14 protein-coding genes are annotated in these 16,648 nt (G+C 62.4%); 8 read left to right on the plus strand and 6 right to left on the minus strand.

Features of this window, described 5'->3' with window-relative positions; all coding sequences use genetic code 11:
• Positions 1–35: 35 nt before the first annotated feature.
• Entirely contained in the window at positions 36–176 is a 141-nt protein-coding gene (locus tag HWX48_RS08985) for a hypothetical protein (protein ID WP_175956768.1), read from the minus strand.
• Positions 177–447: 271 nt separating this feature from the next.
• Here HWX48_RS08985 and HWX48_RS08990 point away from each other — a divergent pair, with 271 nt between their 5' ends.
• The 7 genes from HWX48_RS08990 (at position 448) to HWX48_RS09020 (ending at position 9,460) form a co-directional block, all read left to right on the plus strand.
• A complete protein-coding gene (locus tag HWX48_RS08990; RefSeq protein ID WP_175956770.1) occupies positions 448–1,827 on the plus strand; it encodes an alpha/beta hydrolase in 1,380 nt (459 codons plus the stop codon).
• A 97-nt stretch (positions 1,828–1,924) separates the two neighbouring features.
• Complete coding sequence (locus HWX48_RS08995) at positions 1,925–2,422, plus strand: DUF4853 domain-containing protein (protein ID WP_175956772.1); 498 nt, start codon at positions 1,925–1,927, stop codon at positions 2,420–2,422.
• A gap of 215 nt (positions 2,423–2,637) precedes the next feature.
• On the plus strand, positions 2,638–3,759 hold the full coding sequence (locus tag HWX48_RS09000; protein ID WP_254873050.1) for a resuscitation-promoting factor: 1,122 nt from the start codon (positions 2,638–2,640) through the stop codon (positions 3,757–3,759).
• A 224-nt stretch (positions 3,760–3,983) separates the two neighbouring features.
• Positions 3,984–5,348: a ubiquitin-like domain-containing protein gene (locus HWX48_RS09005; protein ID WP_175956781.1), complete on the plus strand. Its 1,365-nt coding sequence runs from the start codon at positions 3,984–3,986 to the stop codon at positions 5,346–5,348.
• A gap of 46 nt (positions 5,349–5,394) precedes the next feature.
• A complete protein-coding gene (gene rsmA, locus HWX48_RS09010) occupies positions 5,395–6,426 on the plus strand; it encodes a 16S rRNA (adenine(1518)-N(6)/adenine(1519)-N(6))-dimethyltransferase RsmA (protein WP_175956783.1) in 1,032 nt (343 codons plus the stop codon).
• The gene (locus tag HWX48_RS09015; protein ID WP_175956785.1) at positions 6,419–7,444 is read left to right on the plus strand and encodes a 4-(cytidine 5'-diphospho)-2-C-methyl-D-erythritol kinase; all 1,026 of its coding nucleotides are present in this window, start codon (positions 6,419–6,421) and stop codon (positions 7,442–7,444) included. The genes rsmA and HWX48_RS09015 overlap by 8 nt, the downstream gene beginning before the upstream one ends.
• A 90-nt stretch (positions 7,445–7,534) precedes the next feature.
• Entirely contained in the window at positions 7,535–9,460 is a 1,926-nt protein-coding gene (locus HWX48_RS09020) for an ABC-F family ATP-binding cassette domain-containing protein (RefSeq protein ID WP_175956787.1), read from the plus strand.
• A gap of 15 nt (positions 9,461–9,475) precedes the next feature.
• On the opposite strand, the gene HWX48_RS09025 is transcribed toward HWX48_RS09020, so the two are convergent.
• A complete protein-coding gene (locus HWX48_RS09025; protein ID WP_175956789.1) occupies positions 9,476–11,764 on the minus strand; it encodes a transglutaminase domain-containing protein in 2,289 nt (762 codons plus the stop codon).
• Positions 11,761–12,468, minus strand: coding sequence for a hypothetical protein (locus HWX48_RS09030; protein ID WP_175956791.1), 708 nt, complete (start codon positions 12,466–12,468; stop codon positions 11,761–11,763). The genes HWX48_RS09025 and HWX48_RS09030 overlap by 4 nt, the downstream gene beginning before the upstream one ends.
• Before the next feature lie 395 nt (positions 12,469–12,863).
• On the opposite strand from HWX48_RS09030, the gene HWX48_RS09035 reads away from it, so the two are divergent.
• Positions 12,864–13,154, plus strand: a complete 291-nt coding sequence (locus tag HWX48_RS09035; protein ID WP_175956793.1) for a DUF1540 domain-containing protein — start codon at positions 12,864–12,866, stop codon at positions 13,152–13,154.
• A 291-nt stretch (positions 13,155–13,445) separates the two neighbouring features.
• On the opposite strand, the gene HWX48_RS09040 is transcribed toward HWX48_RS09035, so the two are convergent.
• From HWX48_RS09040 to HWX48_RS09050, 3 genes are all read right to left on the minus strand, one after another.
• Positions 13,446–15,143 (minus strand): hypothetical protein, encoded by a 1,698-nt coding sequence (locus tag HWX48_RS09040; RefSeq protein WP_175956795.1) that lies wholly within the window; start codon positions 15,141–15,143, stop codon positions 13,446–13,448.
• Complete coding sequence (locus HWX48_RS09045) at positions 15,128–15,862, minus strand: ABC transporter ATP-binding protein (protein WP_254873060.1); 735 nt, start codon at positions 15,860–15,862, stop codon at positions 15,128–15,130. The genes HWX48_RS09040 and HWX48_RS09045 overlap by 16 nt, the downstream gene beginning before the upstream one ends.
• A gap of 113 nt (positions 15,863–15,975) precedes the next feature.
• On the minus strand, positions 15,976–16,515 hold the full coding sequence (locus HWX48_RS09050) for a MarR family winged helix-turn-helix transcriptional regulator (RefSeq protein ID WP_175956799.1): 540 nt from the start codon (positions 16,513–16,515) through the stop codon (positions 15,976–15,978).
• Between the last annotated feature and the right edge of the window lie 133 nt (positions 16,516–16,648).

The following is a 16,648-nucleotide window of genomic DNA, read 5'->3' on the forward strand; positions in this document are numbered from 1 at the left end:
CCTCAGAGACGACGACGTAGGAGGTGTCCCACTCGTCAATAGCTGGTGTAAGACGAGGCCAGCCCGTAGGCCAGGCCCGTCAGGAAATACACGAGGTAGCTGACGAGGAAGATCACCACGGTGATGAGGATGAAGCGGGTGGGGGAGTGCCGGATCTCGCGTAGGGCTAGAAACACGCGGATGCTCCTGATGTAGGGGTGGGGTGGGGTGGGGCAAGACCCGGTTTCAGGCGAGGCCTCGCCTTATTGTTTCGCGTTTAGGTGCCCTGCGCGCGCTGGAAACACCCTTTTGAGAAAAATGAAGGATGAAAAACGGTTGCGGCAGGCGCCGGAGGGGGGGATGGAACGAGGAGTGCGGACTGGGATGGGGAGTGCTCCCCATTGGCGAAACGGGCGGGTTCCTATAGTTTTGAAAATAGAAAGTCGTTGCTGATGGAAAAGGACTCTCATGCCTCTCTACGGTGCTGATATTGACCAGATGAGGGAACTCGGGCGCATGCTGCTTGCCAAAGCTGAACAGCTCGAAGCAGACGTCGCGCGCCCGCTGTCTCATCAGATTCTCGGATCCAGCGTGTGGAGAGGGCCGAATGCGGAAGGCTTCCGCTCAGATTGGTCTGCATCGCTGGAGCCGATGATACGGCGTGCAGCTCAGCAGTTGCGTGCAGCGAACGAGCGTCTAACCGCTAATGCTAACGAGCAGGAGCAGGCATCGCGAGGTACTGGTGGTAGTGGGGTTGCTGTAGGAGGAGCGCTTCCGTTGAGGGGCACTACGATTCCTCGCGGGGTAGGGCTGTATCCTCAGGCAACTGCGCAGTGGTGGGCTGGTCTAAGTGATGCGGAAAAACAGCGACAGATCGAAGAGAATCCCGAAAAGATCGGTAACCTCGACGGGGTTGACGCTGCATCTCGAGATAAAGCCAACCGTATCGTGCTGGCAGAAGCGGTTAAACGAGCACGAGAACGGTTGCATGAGCATGAGAAGAACCGGTCTTTGTGGTCTCACTTTGTCGGGGACGCTGAATTGGTGAGATTACGTCGTCAGCTTGAAGAGTTGCGCCGTATCGAGGATGCGCTCTATCCGGGTCACTCTGGCGATCCTCGACAGCTATTGACCCTCGATTTCAGTGGTGAGAGGCTGAAAGCAGCGGTAAGTGTAGGCGACGTGGACAAAGCAAGCCACATCTGCGTGATCGTGCCCGGAATGACAACGAATGTGCACGATAGTTTGCAGGGTAACGTGGACTCCGCTGAAAGACTGAGGAACCGAACGGCGGCCCTGGGAGGAATGAGGCGCAAGGATATCGCCACGGTCGCCTGGCTCGGTTATGACGCGCCGCAGGATATTATCAAAGCATCAGTCGCTGGCGATGCTCACTTGGGAGCTGAAAGACTTTCCCCTTTCCTTACCGGCATTGATTCTATCCGCAAACAATCTCCCGCAGGAGATCCGCATATGACAGTTTTCGGCCATTCATACGGATCGACGACTTCGGGATTTGCTGCGACTATGACACCCGATGGGGTCATTGACAAGTTAGTCCTCGCTGGATCTCCAGGGAGTGGAGTGACCTCCCTTGAGCAGTATTCTGTTCCTAAAGGAAATGTGTACGTGTCGGCAACTCCTGGGGACCCTTTCTTAGGTCTCGGCAATGACGATTACTTCAAAACCGACCCGCGGGATTTGCCCGGAATTAAACACCTGAATGCTGACATTTCAGACGCTGACCACGGGTTCATCATAGACCCGATTGAAATGCACACCTCATACCTGAAAGAAAAGACTGCGGCATTGGACGACATCGCGCTTGTGAGCGCGGGAAAGAAGTGAGATGAGACAAGGGTTTATGCTCAAGACACGAGCCCTGAGTGTGGTCGTGACTGTCGGCGCCCTCCTGTCTTCTTGCTCTTTATGGAAGGATAACTCTTTGTTTACCCCAGACGGTTCTCAGCCAATTTCTCAGCGAGTGAGCACCGAGGAGTTCCAGCGGACGATCGAACCTCAGATTCTGCGTTACGTCGACGAAGTCGCTTCCCGGACGTCCTCGGTGATCCAGCATGATGGGTACTCAAGCCTCAGCGCCTGTAATGAGGAAGGGGCATGGGTTCTTCACAGCCAAATGTATGTGACGGCAAGCCTTGACGAGGAAGAGCTCCTGCAGCTGGGTGAGCAGATCCTTGTTCCCCTTGGCTTTACAGATATCACTGACTCAAGTGAGGACGGCCTCGTCGCCCTCTCCTGGTTTAACCCCCTCACGGGCGGCTTCGTCGGGCTCGGCGCTTCAGACGGGTCAATGAGATTCCACTACCAGTCCTCGTGCCTTCCCAGTGACGGCTCCACGACGAAGCCCATGCAGTTCGTTCCCGAACGACCTGAGGATCACCCCCAGACCTATGAGCCTGACTTCTGGGGCGCTCAATCATAGTAAGAATAGCCTCTGACAGACCCCGAACACACCCCAAAAATGGCTGAATATTGCTATTTTTTGGTCGTGAGATGACCCACCTTCACAGGACATCGCCAGAAAAGGCCACTACGGTGGCACGGTAAGTCTGTTCCGACTCCGCCTCGCGCACCCCCCTCGGGGAAGCCGCGAATCCAGGCCGACTCGGTGCAGAGAACGCCGAAGTCTGGAGTCTTGTGAAGAATACGCAATCCACGCGCCGTACCGTTATCACCGCCGCATCCGCGCTGACCGTCGCCGTCATGGGCGTCACCGGAATCGGCATCGCCAACGCCCACCGCAATGTCACCGTAGAGGTCGACGGTGTGGCCAAGCCCGTGAGTGGCTTCTTCTCCACAGTCGAAGGCGCGCTTGGAGCTGCGGGATTCCAGCCGGGTGAACACGACCTGGTTGCTCCTGGAACCCACGAAAATGTTGAGGACGGCTCGACCATCGTCGTGCGCACGGCCTCGCCCTACACCGTCAATATTGACGGCACCACGAAGGTCGCGTGGTCCACCGCCTCCTCCGTGGCCGACCTGCTCAGCCAATTCGGCTCGACCGGCGTGACCTACGCTGCCGACCGCTCCAACTCCCGCACGCCCCTGCCCATCCTCACCGAGGGAGGCACCGTCACTATCGAGGCCGACGGCACCAAGAAACCTGTCACGGCCACCGTGACCGACACCGCCGCCACCCTCCTGCAAAAGGCGGGCGTCACCACATCCCCCATTGATCGCGTGTCCTTCGTGACCACCGGCGAGGGCGTCACCCTGCGCGTCGTGCGCGTCACCCGCGGCACCACCGAAACAGTGGAAACCATCGAGATGCCCGTCGAAGAACGCGACGATGACACCCTGGAGCAGGGCGAAACCCGCGTCATCGAAGAAGGCGCTGAAGGTAAGGTCGTGACAAAGACCTACAAGGAAACCATCGGTGGCCGCACCACTGTTGAAACCGTGGTGAGCACCGAACGTCAAGAGCCCGCGACCCGTGTGATCGCCGTCGGGACCAAGCGCCCCGTCGTCGCCTCCTCCTCCGGCGCTGCAGCTGACGTTCAGCCCGTTGCCTCCTCCGTGGGCGGAGACGTGTGGGCAGCCCTCGCGGCCTGCGAGTCGGGTGGTAACCCGTCAACCAATACGGGGAACGGCTACTTCGGCATGTACCAGTTCAGTTTGCCGACCTGGCAGTCTGTCGGCGGCTCAGGCCTGCCCTCGGACGCTTCGGCAGCGGAGCAGACCATGCGTGCCCAGATCCTTCAGGCTCGTTCAGGCTGGGGCCAGTGGCCCGCGTGCTCGGCACGCTTGGGCCTGTACTGAGCCACCCAGCAGCGGCGCGTTCCTCCTCGCATTACTGACGCGGGCGAGGGCCTCGTCCTTCGGATGACGGCACAGCGCCACCGACAGCTACTGAGGCTCGGAGGTGACCACCCTGCATGGGGTTGGCCACCTCCGAGCTTTTTCACCCCCCAACGCCTTCCCTCCACGCCTGCGGGCAGTTAGCATCTATAGAGGAAGAACGAGGCTACAGGAAGGGCGCATCATTGCTTTCTGATGTCACACGCACACTCACCCAGGTGCGTGACACCCTCCTGTCCTTCGCGCCCGGCCGCCGCCACGTCCTGACAGCTGCGCTGACGGCAAGCACCCTCGTCTGCTCAACCGCCATTGCATCCGTGGCAGCCTCCCACGTTGACTACATCGTCGAAGTTGACGGCGTCTCCCGACCGCACTCCGCGTGGGCAACGACCATTGACGAAGCCCTCGCCGACGCGGGGGTGAACCTCTCTCCCCATGACCTCGTCTCTCCCGCGAGGGGTGAGAGCATCAAAGACGGCACCACCATTGTCGTGCGTCAAGCACGGTCTGTTGGGGTCAATATCAACGGCGAACAGCGGACCGTGTGGACGACAGCGACCTCCCTCGACGATATCCTCGCTGCTGCCGACCCCCATGGTGAGGGCGCCACTATCGCAGCCAGCCGTTTAGCGCTGCGCGGCACCCTGCCCGCGTTGACCTCCCGCCCTCAAAACGTCACCGTCACCTACCGGGGGCAGCAGCGCTCGATCTTCATGCGCCCCGGCGACGACATTCGCTCACTCTTATCCTCGGCGGGCATCACCCTCAATCCTCTGGACCGCGTGATGGTGTTTACTCAGGCAGGTGCCCTCAACGTCAAGGTGTCCACTGTCACCCGAGGTGTCGTCACCGTCGACACCCCTGTTGACTTCACCGAACGCACCGAGGACAACGCGCAGATGTTCGCAGGCGAATCCGTCGTGACGACGAAGGGCGTGCCCGGCACGAAGAGGCAGACCGCCTGGCAGGAAACCATTGACGGCTCGGTTGTTCACAGGGCCGTGCTCAGTGAAGAGGCCCTGAACGCCCCCAAAGACCAGGTGCGTTCCCAGGGCACAAAGGAAGCCACTCCTGAGGCCCTACTGGCTGCTGGTATTGACCCCAAGGCCAAGTTGGAAGAGGGCGTTGAACCCGATGGGACGACCTCGGTCCGCTACCGTGCAGCACTGGGGTCCATCTCCACTCCCGAAGAGATCACCGCCCTCCGGGTCTCCAGTGAACTCTCAGGCATCCCCTTGGTCTACACCGGTGAGGACCCGCGTAATATCGCCAAGCAGCAGCTGACCGAGCGCGGCTGGAATGATGACCAGTTCCGCTGCCTCGTTGCCCTGTGGCAAAAGGAATCCAGATGGAATCCTTACGCGGCGAACCCCTCCTCCGGCGCCTACGGTATTCCCCAGGCGCTACCGGGCTCGAAGATGTCTTCCGCGGGTGAGGACTGGCAGACCAATCCGGCCACGCAGATCCGCTGGGGCTTGGGCTACATCGAAGGCCGATACGGTGACCCCTGCGGCGCCTGGGGTCATTCTCAGTCGGTCGGATGGTACTAGTCCCCTCTGCAGCCGTGTGCGCGCAGTCGATTAGACTTTCCCTGTGATGTCTACCCGCCCCTCCCGTGCCCCTCGCCGCGCCGCATCTGAACGCGGCGCTGAGCGCCGCACGCAGCGTTACTCCGACCCGACCCTCCCCGAGGGCGTGACCGCCTCCGAGTCAGGCCTGCTGGGACCCATTGAGGTGCGTCAGATTTCTGAGGCGCTGGGAATCCGCCCCACTAAGACCTTGGGGCAGAACTTTGTTCACGATGCGGGCACTGTGCGCCGCATCGTCAAAGCGGGCGGCGTCGAAGAAGGGGACGAGGTTATCGAAGTCGGCCCAGGTTTGGGCTCCCTGACCTTGGCGCTGCTGGAGACGGGCGCCCGCGTGCGCGCCGTGGAAATCGACCCGCCCCTGGCGCGAGCACTGCCTGAAACCATTCGCGCCCGCATGCCTGAAGCCGCTGAGCGTTTCGCCGTCATTAACTGCGACGCGATGACGATCAGCGCCGAGGAGGATTTCGGCCACCCAGACTGGCCAGCTCCGACGAAGCTCGTGGCGAACCTGCCCTATAACGTGGCCGTCCCGGTGCTGCTCACCATGCTGGAGCGCGTCCCCTCGCTGACCGATGTCCTCGTCATGGTGCAGGCCGAGGTCGCCGACCGCCTGGCAGCAGGCCCTGGCACCCGCATTTATGGTGTTCCCTCCGTGAAGGCCGCCTGGTATGGGCACGCCGAGCGGGCGGGAACGATTGGACGCTCGGTTTTCTGGCCGGTCCCCAACGTTGACTCCGCCCTGGTGCGCCTGCGTCGCACGCCTGAACCTCGTGGGGACGAGGCTCTGCGCCTAGCGACCTTCGAGGTGACCGATGTGGCCTTCGGCCAGCGTCGCAAGACCCTGCGCGCGGCCATGAAGAATTGGGCAGGTTCTTCTGAGGCGGCGACCGCTCTGCTTGAGGCCGCCGGGGTGGATCCTGGCACTCGCGGCGAAACCTTGGGTATTGAGGAGTTCGTGGCTTTGGGCCGTGAGCTGGTGGCGATGCGTGCCGCTGGCACTTTCCCTTTGGGGGATAAGACGGGGCCGGGCAATGCGTGAGGTCACTGCTTCAGCCCCCGGAAAGGTCAACCTTCTGCTGCGCTGCGGGGCGCCCACCGAGGACGGCTACCATCCGCTGGTCACTGTCTTTGAGTGCCTGGACCTGCGCGAGTACGTGACTGTGCGCACCTCTCGCTCGCCCGGTATCCGCGTGACCACCATCGTCTACCGTCCCGATGGCAGTATTGACCAGGCCCTCGGCGCGCAGCTTGATGCCCTGCCAGGGGAGGCCCACCTGGCAGTTCGCGCAGCCAAAGCCCTTCAGCCCCTGGCCGCGATGGGCCCCTGGGCGTCGACAAGCGCAGGGTTGACTATGACGGTGGAGAAGCACATTCCTGTCGCCGGCGGTATGGCTGGCGGGTCGGCAGATGCCGCAGCCGCCCTCGTGGCCTGCAATGAGCTGTGGGGCATTGGCCTGAACGCGGACCAGTTGGAGGCCATCGGTCGCACTTTGGGGGCGGACGTGCCTGCCTGCCTGCGTGGTGGTGTCACCCTGGGGACCGGGCGAGGTGACCACCTGCGTTCCTTGCCGGAACCGTCTGCGCCGCACCACTGGGTGATGATCACCTCTACTGAGGGCCTGTCTACCCCGGAAGTCTTCCGCACTCTTGATGCCCTGGGCGGGCCACTTGACGAGGGCGAGGCGAAGGCAACCGGCAGTGGGCTTCACGCCTGGCGTGAGCTGCGTGAACCCAGCGAGGCTGAATGTGCGCCCTACAGTGGCAGCGCCGACGAGCTCGCCACCGCGTTGGGGAATGACCTCTACAGCGCAGCGCGGACCCTGCGTCCGGAGCTGGACACGGTGCTTGAGGCTGCCCGCGAGGCCGGTGCCCTCGGCGCGCTCCTGTCGGGTTCTGGGCCGACCTGCGCCGCCCTCGCCCGCGACGAGGCCCACGCCCACGCCCTCGCCGAAACACTTGCCTCCCACCCGCTGAACGCCGATGGGACGATCGGAGAAGTGCTCGTAGTCTCCGGGCCTGCCCCTGGAGCGCGGATCGATGCCGCGCGCGCGAATTAGTGCCCACTGCTCGCCCTCCCTCCACCTCCCTTGGCCCCTCTCCGGCTCCACCCTTCGGGACCCGCCCGCACCACACTGTGAAGGACCCTCATGGCTCACCTGCTTGGCACCCAAGCCCTCGGCGCCCTCGCTGGCTCACGTCGCCTCCTTGCCGATGTCACCGTCGGCCTCGACGACGGTTCGCGGGTGGGCATCCTGGGCCCTAACGGTGCCGGGAAGTCCACGCTGCTGCGCCTCGTGGCGGGCACTCAAGCCCCCGATGAGGGTGCCCTGACTGTGCGCGACGGGGTGCGCGTCGTCGTCCTCGATCAGGCGGACACCCTTGACCCTGAACTTAGCGTCGTCGAGGCCGTCCACCCCGGCAAGGAAGAATACGAGTGGGCTTCTGACGGGCGCATCCGGGATATTCACGCTGGGCTCCTGGACGGTATTGCCTTGAGCGCGCAGGTGGGAACGCTTTCTGGCGGCCAGCGCCGCCGCGTTGCCCTCGCCCGCGTGCTTGCCGCTGAATCGGACATTGTCTGTCTGGATGAGCCCACCAACCACCTGGATGTCGAGGGCGTGGCATGGCTGGCCGCCCACCTCAATGCGCGTTTTGCTCGCCCCGGCGCTCAAGGCGCGCTACTGGTCGTCACCCACGACCGCTGGTTCCTTGACACCGTGTGCGAGCACATCTGGGAAGTCGTGCCCGGCATTGATCCGGGCGGCTCACGCCCACAAATACCGGGGCGCGTGGAAATCTACGACGGATCCTACGCCGCGTACACCCTGGCCCGTGCCGAGCGTATGCGCCAGGCGGATGTGGCCGCGAAAAAGCGCGCCAACCTGCTCAAGAAGGAGCTCGCCTGGCTGCGTCGAGGAGCCCCCGCACGCACCTCGAAGCCAAAGTTCCACATTGCGACAGCCGAGGCTCTTATCGCCGATGTGCCGCCCCCACGCGACCAGGTGGAGCTGGTGAAGATGGCGACCGCGCGCCTGGGTAAGGACGTGCTGGACCTGGAAAACGTCAGCGTCGAATTCACTCGCCCCGACGGTTCGACCCTGCGGGTGCTCACCGACGTCACCTGGCGTCTGGCCCCGGCTGAACGCGTGGGTATTGTCGGCGTCAACGGCGCAGGTAAAACCACCATTTTGAACCTCCTGCGTGGCGATCTTGAACCCACCAGTGGGCGCGTCAAGCGCGGCAAGACCGTGCAGGTGGCAACCCTGTCGCAGGAAACCCACGAGCTTGATGCGTTGGGGGACATGCGCGTCGTTGAGGCCGTAGCCGAGGTCGCGCAAATGGTCGTCGTGGGCGGAAAAGAAGTGACCGCCTCGCAGATGACCGAACGCATGGGCTTCACCCGAGAGCGCGCCTGGACCCGCGTGGCGGAGCTCTCCGGTGGTGAACGGCGACGCCTCCAGCTCATGCGCCTACTCATGGCAGAACCCAATGTGCTGCTCCTGGATGAGCCCACCAACGACCTTGACACCGACACCCTAGCCGCCATGGAAGACCTGCTCGACTCCTTCCCAGGGACACTCATCGTCGTCAGTCACGACCGCTATCTGCTTGAACGCGTCACCGACCACCAGGTTGCCCTCCTGGGGGATGGGCAGGTGCGCGCCCTGCCCGGCGGCGTGGAACAATACCTCGCGCTGCGGGCTGCAGGAGCCGCGGCTACCTCCTCTGCCACTACCGACCCCGCCACCAGCGCAACGACGTTGACAACGGCGGGGCAGGACGGCGATGGCCTCGTCAAACAGGCAGAGGACGACGCCACCAAACCCACCATCGACGCCGCCACCAGGCGCGCCGCAAAGAAGGAGGCCGACCGGATTGAGCGGCGTCTGACTAAACTGCGCGACCAGGCCCAAGCGTTGGAGGACCGTCTTGCGCAGCTCAGTGTGGCCGTTGCGCAGGACCCCTCTCAGGTGACGGAGTTGGCGCAGTGTTCGACCGAACTTAGCGCCCTCCACGAAGAGATTGACGAGGCCGAACTCGCCTGGCTGGAGGCCGCTGAACTGCTTGACTAAGCCATCGCGCGTCGCTTAGCCCCGAGCGCCGGAGTGATCCCCACCACCCGGCGGCGGAACAAAACCATCGCCGTTCTTGAACTGACCCGCGTTACTTTCTTGAAGTGTCCGACCCCATTCGATGTAGCGGGTGCCGTTATCCTCAATCTGCCCATCGGTCAGATTCACGTAGGGATTCTCCGACCACGGGTTGTCATTCCACGTCGAGTCAAAGTGCAACCATGTGCCATTAATCTTGGCCTTATTCCACTGGTGCAGTTCAATGCCGACATTGCCGTCGACGACGATGCTCTCCACACCGGCATGGCGCGCCAGGAGAAGGAAGCCGTGACCGTAGCCGGTGCAAATCGCTCGACCGTGGATGAGCGCGCCCATCGCCTGCTGAGGTAGATCCACCCCGCGATCGTCATTGAGCCACGAGTCATGACCGTAGTTCTCTAAAGTCTCGGCGCGGCGTCGATTCAACCACTGGTGGTCGTACTCGACATTGTCGATCAGCCACTGGTTAATCGCCCGCGCTTTATCCTCATCACTCATTCCTGGAGTAATAATGCTGCTGACAATCTCGCGTGCGCGGGCCACCACAGACGACTGCAAGTCAAGATACTCCTCGCGCGTCGTGGCCCGAACCATCCGCATATCCACGGTCAAGATGCCATCGCTCGTGTCGTAGGTGAAGGACGGGTAGCCTCCGCCGACATTGAGCACCTCAGGGTTTTGACTGACAGCCTCAATGAGGGCATTCTCCACCTTGCCGTAGCTGACGGCCTCCGGGAAGGACGTGAGGGACATACGGTTATAGCCAGCAATAAGATGAGCCGCGATATAGCGCGCCATCGGCGTGGTCCCAAACACGTAGGTGGGCACCTCAACGGGAGCGGGCGCCTCAGCCACCCATGTAGACGGGTTGAAGGGACGGCGGAAGTGCAGGGGCGTGCCCTCGGTAGCAATGGGACGCTCATTGCGTTCCTTCAGCAGGGCCTCCAAGGCAGGAAGGTTACCGTCGAAGCTCAAAGTGACCTCGCGCCAGAGGGAAGAATTGCGCAGGCTCAGCTTGAGAATCGCGGTGGCAGACCCGTCACCGGCCTCTTCCACGGAGGACACGGTGTAGGAGGTTGCAAAACGCCGCACCTGACCGTCGGCGGCGACGGCCCCCACCGTGTTCGGAAGGGTATCAAGAGTGAGGTTTTCCCACTGTCGGGTGGCTGCCGCACCCTGTAGAGCGGGGTCGCCAACAATGCGGACGGGCACACGCGCCGCCAGTGGAGTCAAAGGAGTCGGCGCCGACGCCTGCCAACGCCCATTGATGTGGGCAAGGATGAAGATCGACGCCCCGGAATGAGCGAAATACTCACGCTGGTGGCTGGGCGCGATGACGTCGTACATGTCGAAGTTATTGCGCGCACGCGACAGCACGAAATTCGTTGAGTGCAGGCTACCTTCGATGTTGCCTGTGATGTCGTAAAAGGCGCCCGTGGATTTCAGCTGGTCAGGAGGAAGACCAAAGTATGCGAGTTTGAACTGCTGGCTGTCCACGTCCCATTCGCGGGTGGCTTTCACGATGCGAAGGTCATCAGCGCCAACGCCCAGGTCACCCGTTGAGAGCAGCACTCGCCCATCCACGTAGCTCAGGCGGGGAGGAGGCAGCAGTGCATGGCCCTTGACGATAATGGGTGTCACCTCAGGGCGTTCAAGGAGTACCCCGTCGCGGTCAGTGCGTTGCAGTAGGTAGTAGGTGCCAAAAGCTCCCCAGTTGCCGTCGGTGAAGAGAGCCTGTTGGGCAAGAGGCTTGTCCGCCCCCTGGTGGGTGTAGATGCGCGAGGCTTTCACACTCGACCAATTGGTGCCGGGAACGACCTCGTAGCGTTCACCCTGAATACTGTTCGTGGTGGGGAGTGGCAGGGTGAGTTCGGCATCAAGATACAGCTGAGCGTCGTTGAAAGGCGGGATTCCTCTGTAGGGGTTTTCTTGCAGGGTCGTCTGCAGATCGAACCACTTGTCGGGGTTCGTGAAGTTTTTGGTGACGTAGAGGCCTTCGTCAGGGTTGATCTCCAGCGGGGCCTGCCATGCGAAGGCGCTGTCCGGTTGTGGGATGGGAGCGGGAGCCTCGTCGGAGGGCGGAAGGAACGACTGCCCGCCGGACTGCCCGCCGGATTGCTGGGCGCCGGATTGCTGGGCGCGCTGGCTGTCCGATGGTGGCATGGGGGCTGGATCAATCGGCGTACAGGCAGCGACGCCGAGGCAGAGGGCGCACATCAGGGATAGCGCGCCGAGAGGGCGAAAGCGGGAGGAATGCGTTGTCATGATCGGCCCTCCTCGAGGTTCGGCCCCAGTTCTTCGGGGGTTTTGCCCGTCACGCTGCATTGAGCGTAGGGGCCCTCGGCACTCGTGTAAGGGCTTTCAGGGTGGCCTTCGAGCAGGGTTGCGCAGGAGAAACGGTCATTGAGACCGTTGTCTAAGGGGGTGACTTCGATGTCCCAGACGCTTTGGCCCGCTGTGGTGATGGTGATGGTTTCTTCCCAGGTGTAGCCGCCGGGGATGGCGAATTGCTTGGTGCCGTAGTCTCCGGGTTCGGTTTGTGGTAGGGAGGGGGATCGTAGTTTGACGAGGGCGGCTCCCTGGTGGGATTGAGCGCGCAGAGTGACGGTGCCGCTGTGGGGCTGCTTGTACAACTCAACGAGTTTCCGGAAGGCTTCAGCGCCCCCTGGACTGGTGAACTCGCGCGCTTCTGCACGGCGTTGTTCGGCGACGGTGGCGGGCGCGGTTTCTGGGCGGTTGGGCGAGTGCGGGATCTGACTGATTCCTGGTGTTGTGAGGGAAGGGGTGTCGGGCGTGATGTCTGTGGCTGCTGGATCGGAGGGAGGAGTGTGCGAGGTGTCCCCGCTGAAGGGAAATCCTGGCGGGAGAAGGCCGAAGGCGCGCAAAGCGACTAAGACGCCCAGGATTATGGTCAGGGCAAGGCCGACGATGATGGTGCTGCGGGGAGCACGGCGCGGTTTGAGAGTCACTGACCACCTCCATTGGTGTCAGATTCGATGGTGAATCCTGTGTTGAAGTATAGCTAGACCTGCAAGAAGAGGGAGGGGAGGGGATGAGCTGGGAGTGGAGCTGGTGGGCATTTCTGTGGGGAAGGTGAGTCTGACCTACTGGAATTAGGAAACAGAAAGCGCTCAAAATGTTTCGATATTAGCAAGGGTGGGATGTTATTAAATTCGTCTGCGTGCGACATGTTGATATGCCTCTGACCTGCGCAAATGTGGCATGTGTGGACAGTGATTTACGCAAAGGGAAGACTGAAGTCATCGCATCCCGAAGCGGAGGTGAGTTCCGAATAAGGAAACGCCGTACGTAAGGGCTCATCACATATCGATATATCCGCTCTCTATCGACTAGGAGGCCCCAAATGGCTCTCGATCTCCCCCTCATCCAGGACTGCGCAGTTGACTCTTGCTCCTACAACAAGTCCAAGACCTGCGGCGCAGCAGCAATCACCATGGGCGCAGCACAGTCCTGCGTTACCTTCATTCCTCTGTCCGTTAAGGGCGGCCTCGAGCAGGCACACAGCACCTTCGTTGGCGCCTGCCAGCAGTCCGACTGCGCTCACAACGACCACCTTGAATGCACCGCCTCTGCCATCAGTGTTGGCGCTGGCACCGCAGGCACCGCTGGCTGCCTGACCTTCCAGGCTCGCTGAGCGTGAACAGCTTGTGCTGATCATCCCAGATCAGCACAAGCACCGGGAGTAGTTCTCTAAATACAGTTGTGGGGCCTCTCGCATGATGCGTGAGGCCCCACAACTCTGTCGTCTGTTCCGCAGCAGGCAGCCCTCGCACTGCCCTGCTTCTGCCCCCGCGCATGGGAGGGCTGTTGTAGTTTCTGGGGGTTATGCGGTGTGGAAACTGCAACGCGGTGTGTAAAACCGTTGGGGTGGGGTGCGAGTGGGCACAAGCACCCCACCTCGATGGCCAGGAGCAGAAGATACCCCTCAGTGCCCGGGCCAGCTGCGGATGCTCTGCAGCACGTCCACATTCGACGAGTCCCAGACCTTCCCGCCAATGATGACGGCCGCCACCAGCAGCACCACTCCCCACACAAGCGCAAAGCCCGCAGCAATCAGCACCGAGAAAGCTCCGCCAATGTAGGCAACGGCCGCAAGGATCAAGGCGGGCGCCGCAAGGACGAAGGAGGCGAACATGGAGCCAAATTGGACGCCCATGGTCAACATCATGTTGCCGGTGCCGCGCGAGGATAGAGGCGAGGAGCCGGGCGGTTGGACAGGATAGACGTAGCGGCCGGAAATGATGAAAGCCGCTGTCGTCGCGCCAGCAAAGAGCGCGAATTGTAGGGCGACTGCTGTTGCGATGCCCGTGGCGCTGTAACCAGCGAAGTAGGTGACGACGCCGGTTCCAATGATGAGGAGTGGCAAGGCCAGGGGCAGTGTGCCTGCGAGTCGGCCGAGGCGTTCGTCGCGCCCGCGAATACCGGAGGCGACGAGTAGCCAGAATGCTGTGGAGTCGTAGGAGGGGAGGCTTCCGATGGTCATGCCCATCATGGTGGAGTTCATGACGAGGAAGACGTAGGCCATTCCTTGGCCGGTGGCGGGCGTGTTCATCATGAGGACTGCCATGAGCGGGAAGATGAGCATGGCGGCCATGGATGTGGACAGGCGTGGGTCAGCGATCCAGTAGCGCAGGGTGCGGGCAGCAAGTGAGGCTGCGGGCGTATTGAGTCCCAGTTTTTGCCAAATGTTGGCGCCGCGCAGGAATTGGGGGTGCTCTCCCGCAGTGGCCGTTGACGAGGAGACCGCTGTGTCCTGGGTGGGGTCGACAAGGTGACGTCCGGCGGCTATGGCGGAATCGGCGGCAGCTGAGACGGGCCGCGCCAGGCGAGCCATGGCGTAGGGGAGGGCTTTGAGCCATGCCCACCAGCCGAGGGCGGCGAAGGCAAGGGCAATGAGGAGCTGGCCGAGGGCGGCGAGGTAGTGTCCGATGTAGAGGGAGTGGGCGATGCCCCAGGCCGCGCCGAAGGGGGTCCAGCTGAGGATTGTTGCGCTGCGTTGGATCCACTCGGGGTCGAAGGATTCGGTGATTTTTTGAATCCAGATGCCCAGGGGTGAGAAGGCGCCGACGAAGAGGATGACGCCGATGACGGTGAGCATGTCTTTCAGGCGTGAACTTGCTTCGATTTGGACCGCTAGCCAGGTGCTGATGGCGCGCGCCCAGGTGAAAGCAGTGAAGAGCGCCAGGGGGCCGAAGATGAGCGTGGCGAGGGCGGCGAGTGCTTGCCCGCCAGCGAGCCAGACGGCAACGGCGAGGAGCAGGAGCATGGTGGTGCCCAGGCCTGCTAGTCCCGCCCAGGTTGCGCCGACGAGGCCGAGGGCCAGGCGGGGTGAGGGGGGAATGAAGGGGGCGAGGCGTCGTGGGTCAAGGGTGTTGTCGAGGGAGGAGAAGATGATGGGGATGATGATCCATCCGAGGACGAGGGCGGCGCCAGCGAAGACGGTGACGGCGCCGACGGTGGCGATTTCTCCAGAGAGTGCGGAAACGATGCTGCCGATGGCGATGCCTGTGAACATCATGAGGAAGTAGGCGATGCCGATGATCGACATGACGAGCACCCATGTCTGACGTTTCATGGTGTTCCACGTCAGCTGGAGTTTGAGGCGGATTAGTTGCCCAACCATGAGAGCCCTTCCTCGGTGCGCTGACCGCCGACGAGCTGTGCGAAGCGGTCGTCAAGGTCCATTCCGGCGGCGACCTCGTCGGTGGTTCCGGCGACGAGGACTTGTCCGCGGTGGATGACGGCAACGTGGGTGCAGAGTTTTTGGATGGTGGCCATGACGTGGCTGGAGAGGACGACGGTGCCGCCACCTGCGACGAAGGATTGCAGGATTTGGCGGATGTTACCGGCAGAGACGGGGTCGACGGCTTCGAAGGGTTCGTCAAGGACGACGACGGAGGGGCCGTGAATGAGGGCGGCAGCGAGGGCGATTTTCTTGGTCATGCCAGCGGAGTAGTCGGCGATCAGCTTGTAGCCGGCTTCGGCGAGATCAAGGGCGTGGAGGAGTTCGTCGGCGCGTGCACGGGCGGTGTCGCGGTCGATGCCGCGCAGCATGGCGACGTGGGTGAGGAAGTCACCGCCGGAGAGTTTGTCGAGGAGGCGCATACCGTCGGGCATGATGCCGAGTTTTGCTTTGGCTTCGGCGGGGTTTGCCCACACGTCAATGCCGTTGACGAGGCAGGTGCCGCGGTCGGGGCGCAGCAGGCCTGTGGCCATGGTCAGGGTGGTGGTTTTGCCTGCGCCGTTGGGGCCGACAACGCCGTAGAAGGAGCCGGCGGGGATGTCGAGTGAGAGGTCGCCGACGGCGATGACATTGCCGTAGACCTTGACGAGGCCGCGCATTGACAGTGCTGGAACGTCCACAAGGATGCCTTCCATCGAAGGGAATTTCAGAGCGTGATGAGGTTTCCCTGGGGGCGCGTGTCGTGCGTGCGAGGGGCGCGCGGAGGGTAAACCTACTGCTCAAACGCTAGCAGTAGTGGGCGCAGCAGTGTTGCCAGCTGTTCTTTTTCAGGGTTTTTTAGGGGTGCGAGGATGGCGCGTTCGCATTCGAGGAGGGAGATGAGGGCGGCGTCGACGCGGCGTTTTCCTTCGTCGGTGAGGGAGACGACGACGGCGCGTCGGTCGTTGGGTGAGGGGGTTCGGGTGACGAGGCCGGCGCTTTCGAGGCGGTCAATGCGGTTGGTCATGGTGCCTGAGGAGACGAGGAGCTCGGTCATGAGGGCGCCGGGCGTGAGGGCGTAGGGTTCGCCTTCTCGGCGGAGGGAGGAGAGGACGTCGAACTCCCAGGTTTCGAGGTTGTGGGCGGCGAAGGCTTTACGTCTTTCGAGGTCAAGGTGGCGGCTGAGGCGGCTCACGCGGGAGAGAACCTGCATGGGGGTGGTGTCGACGTCGGGGCGTTCGAGGGCCCATGCGGCGAGGATGGCGTCGACCTCGTCGCGTGGCGTGGAGGAGGTGGCGCCGCTGGGTGCGTGATACGCGGGGGAAGTAGCCATATGACCAAGATACTTGAGGTCGAGAGAAACAGCTGTGATGGAAAGCAAATTCAGCGCTCAAAGACCGACAAAAGGCCGAAGTTTCGCGGAATGTTGCCAAATGGGGAGGGGCTGGGGTGCTCGCCTGGCGAAA

The organism is Schaalia sp. Marseille-Q2122, from assembly GCF_903645355.1.
In the GTDB taxonomy this organism is placed as follows: Bacteria; Actinomycetota; Actinomycetes; order Actinomycetales; family Actinomycetaceae; genus Pauljensenia.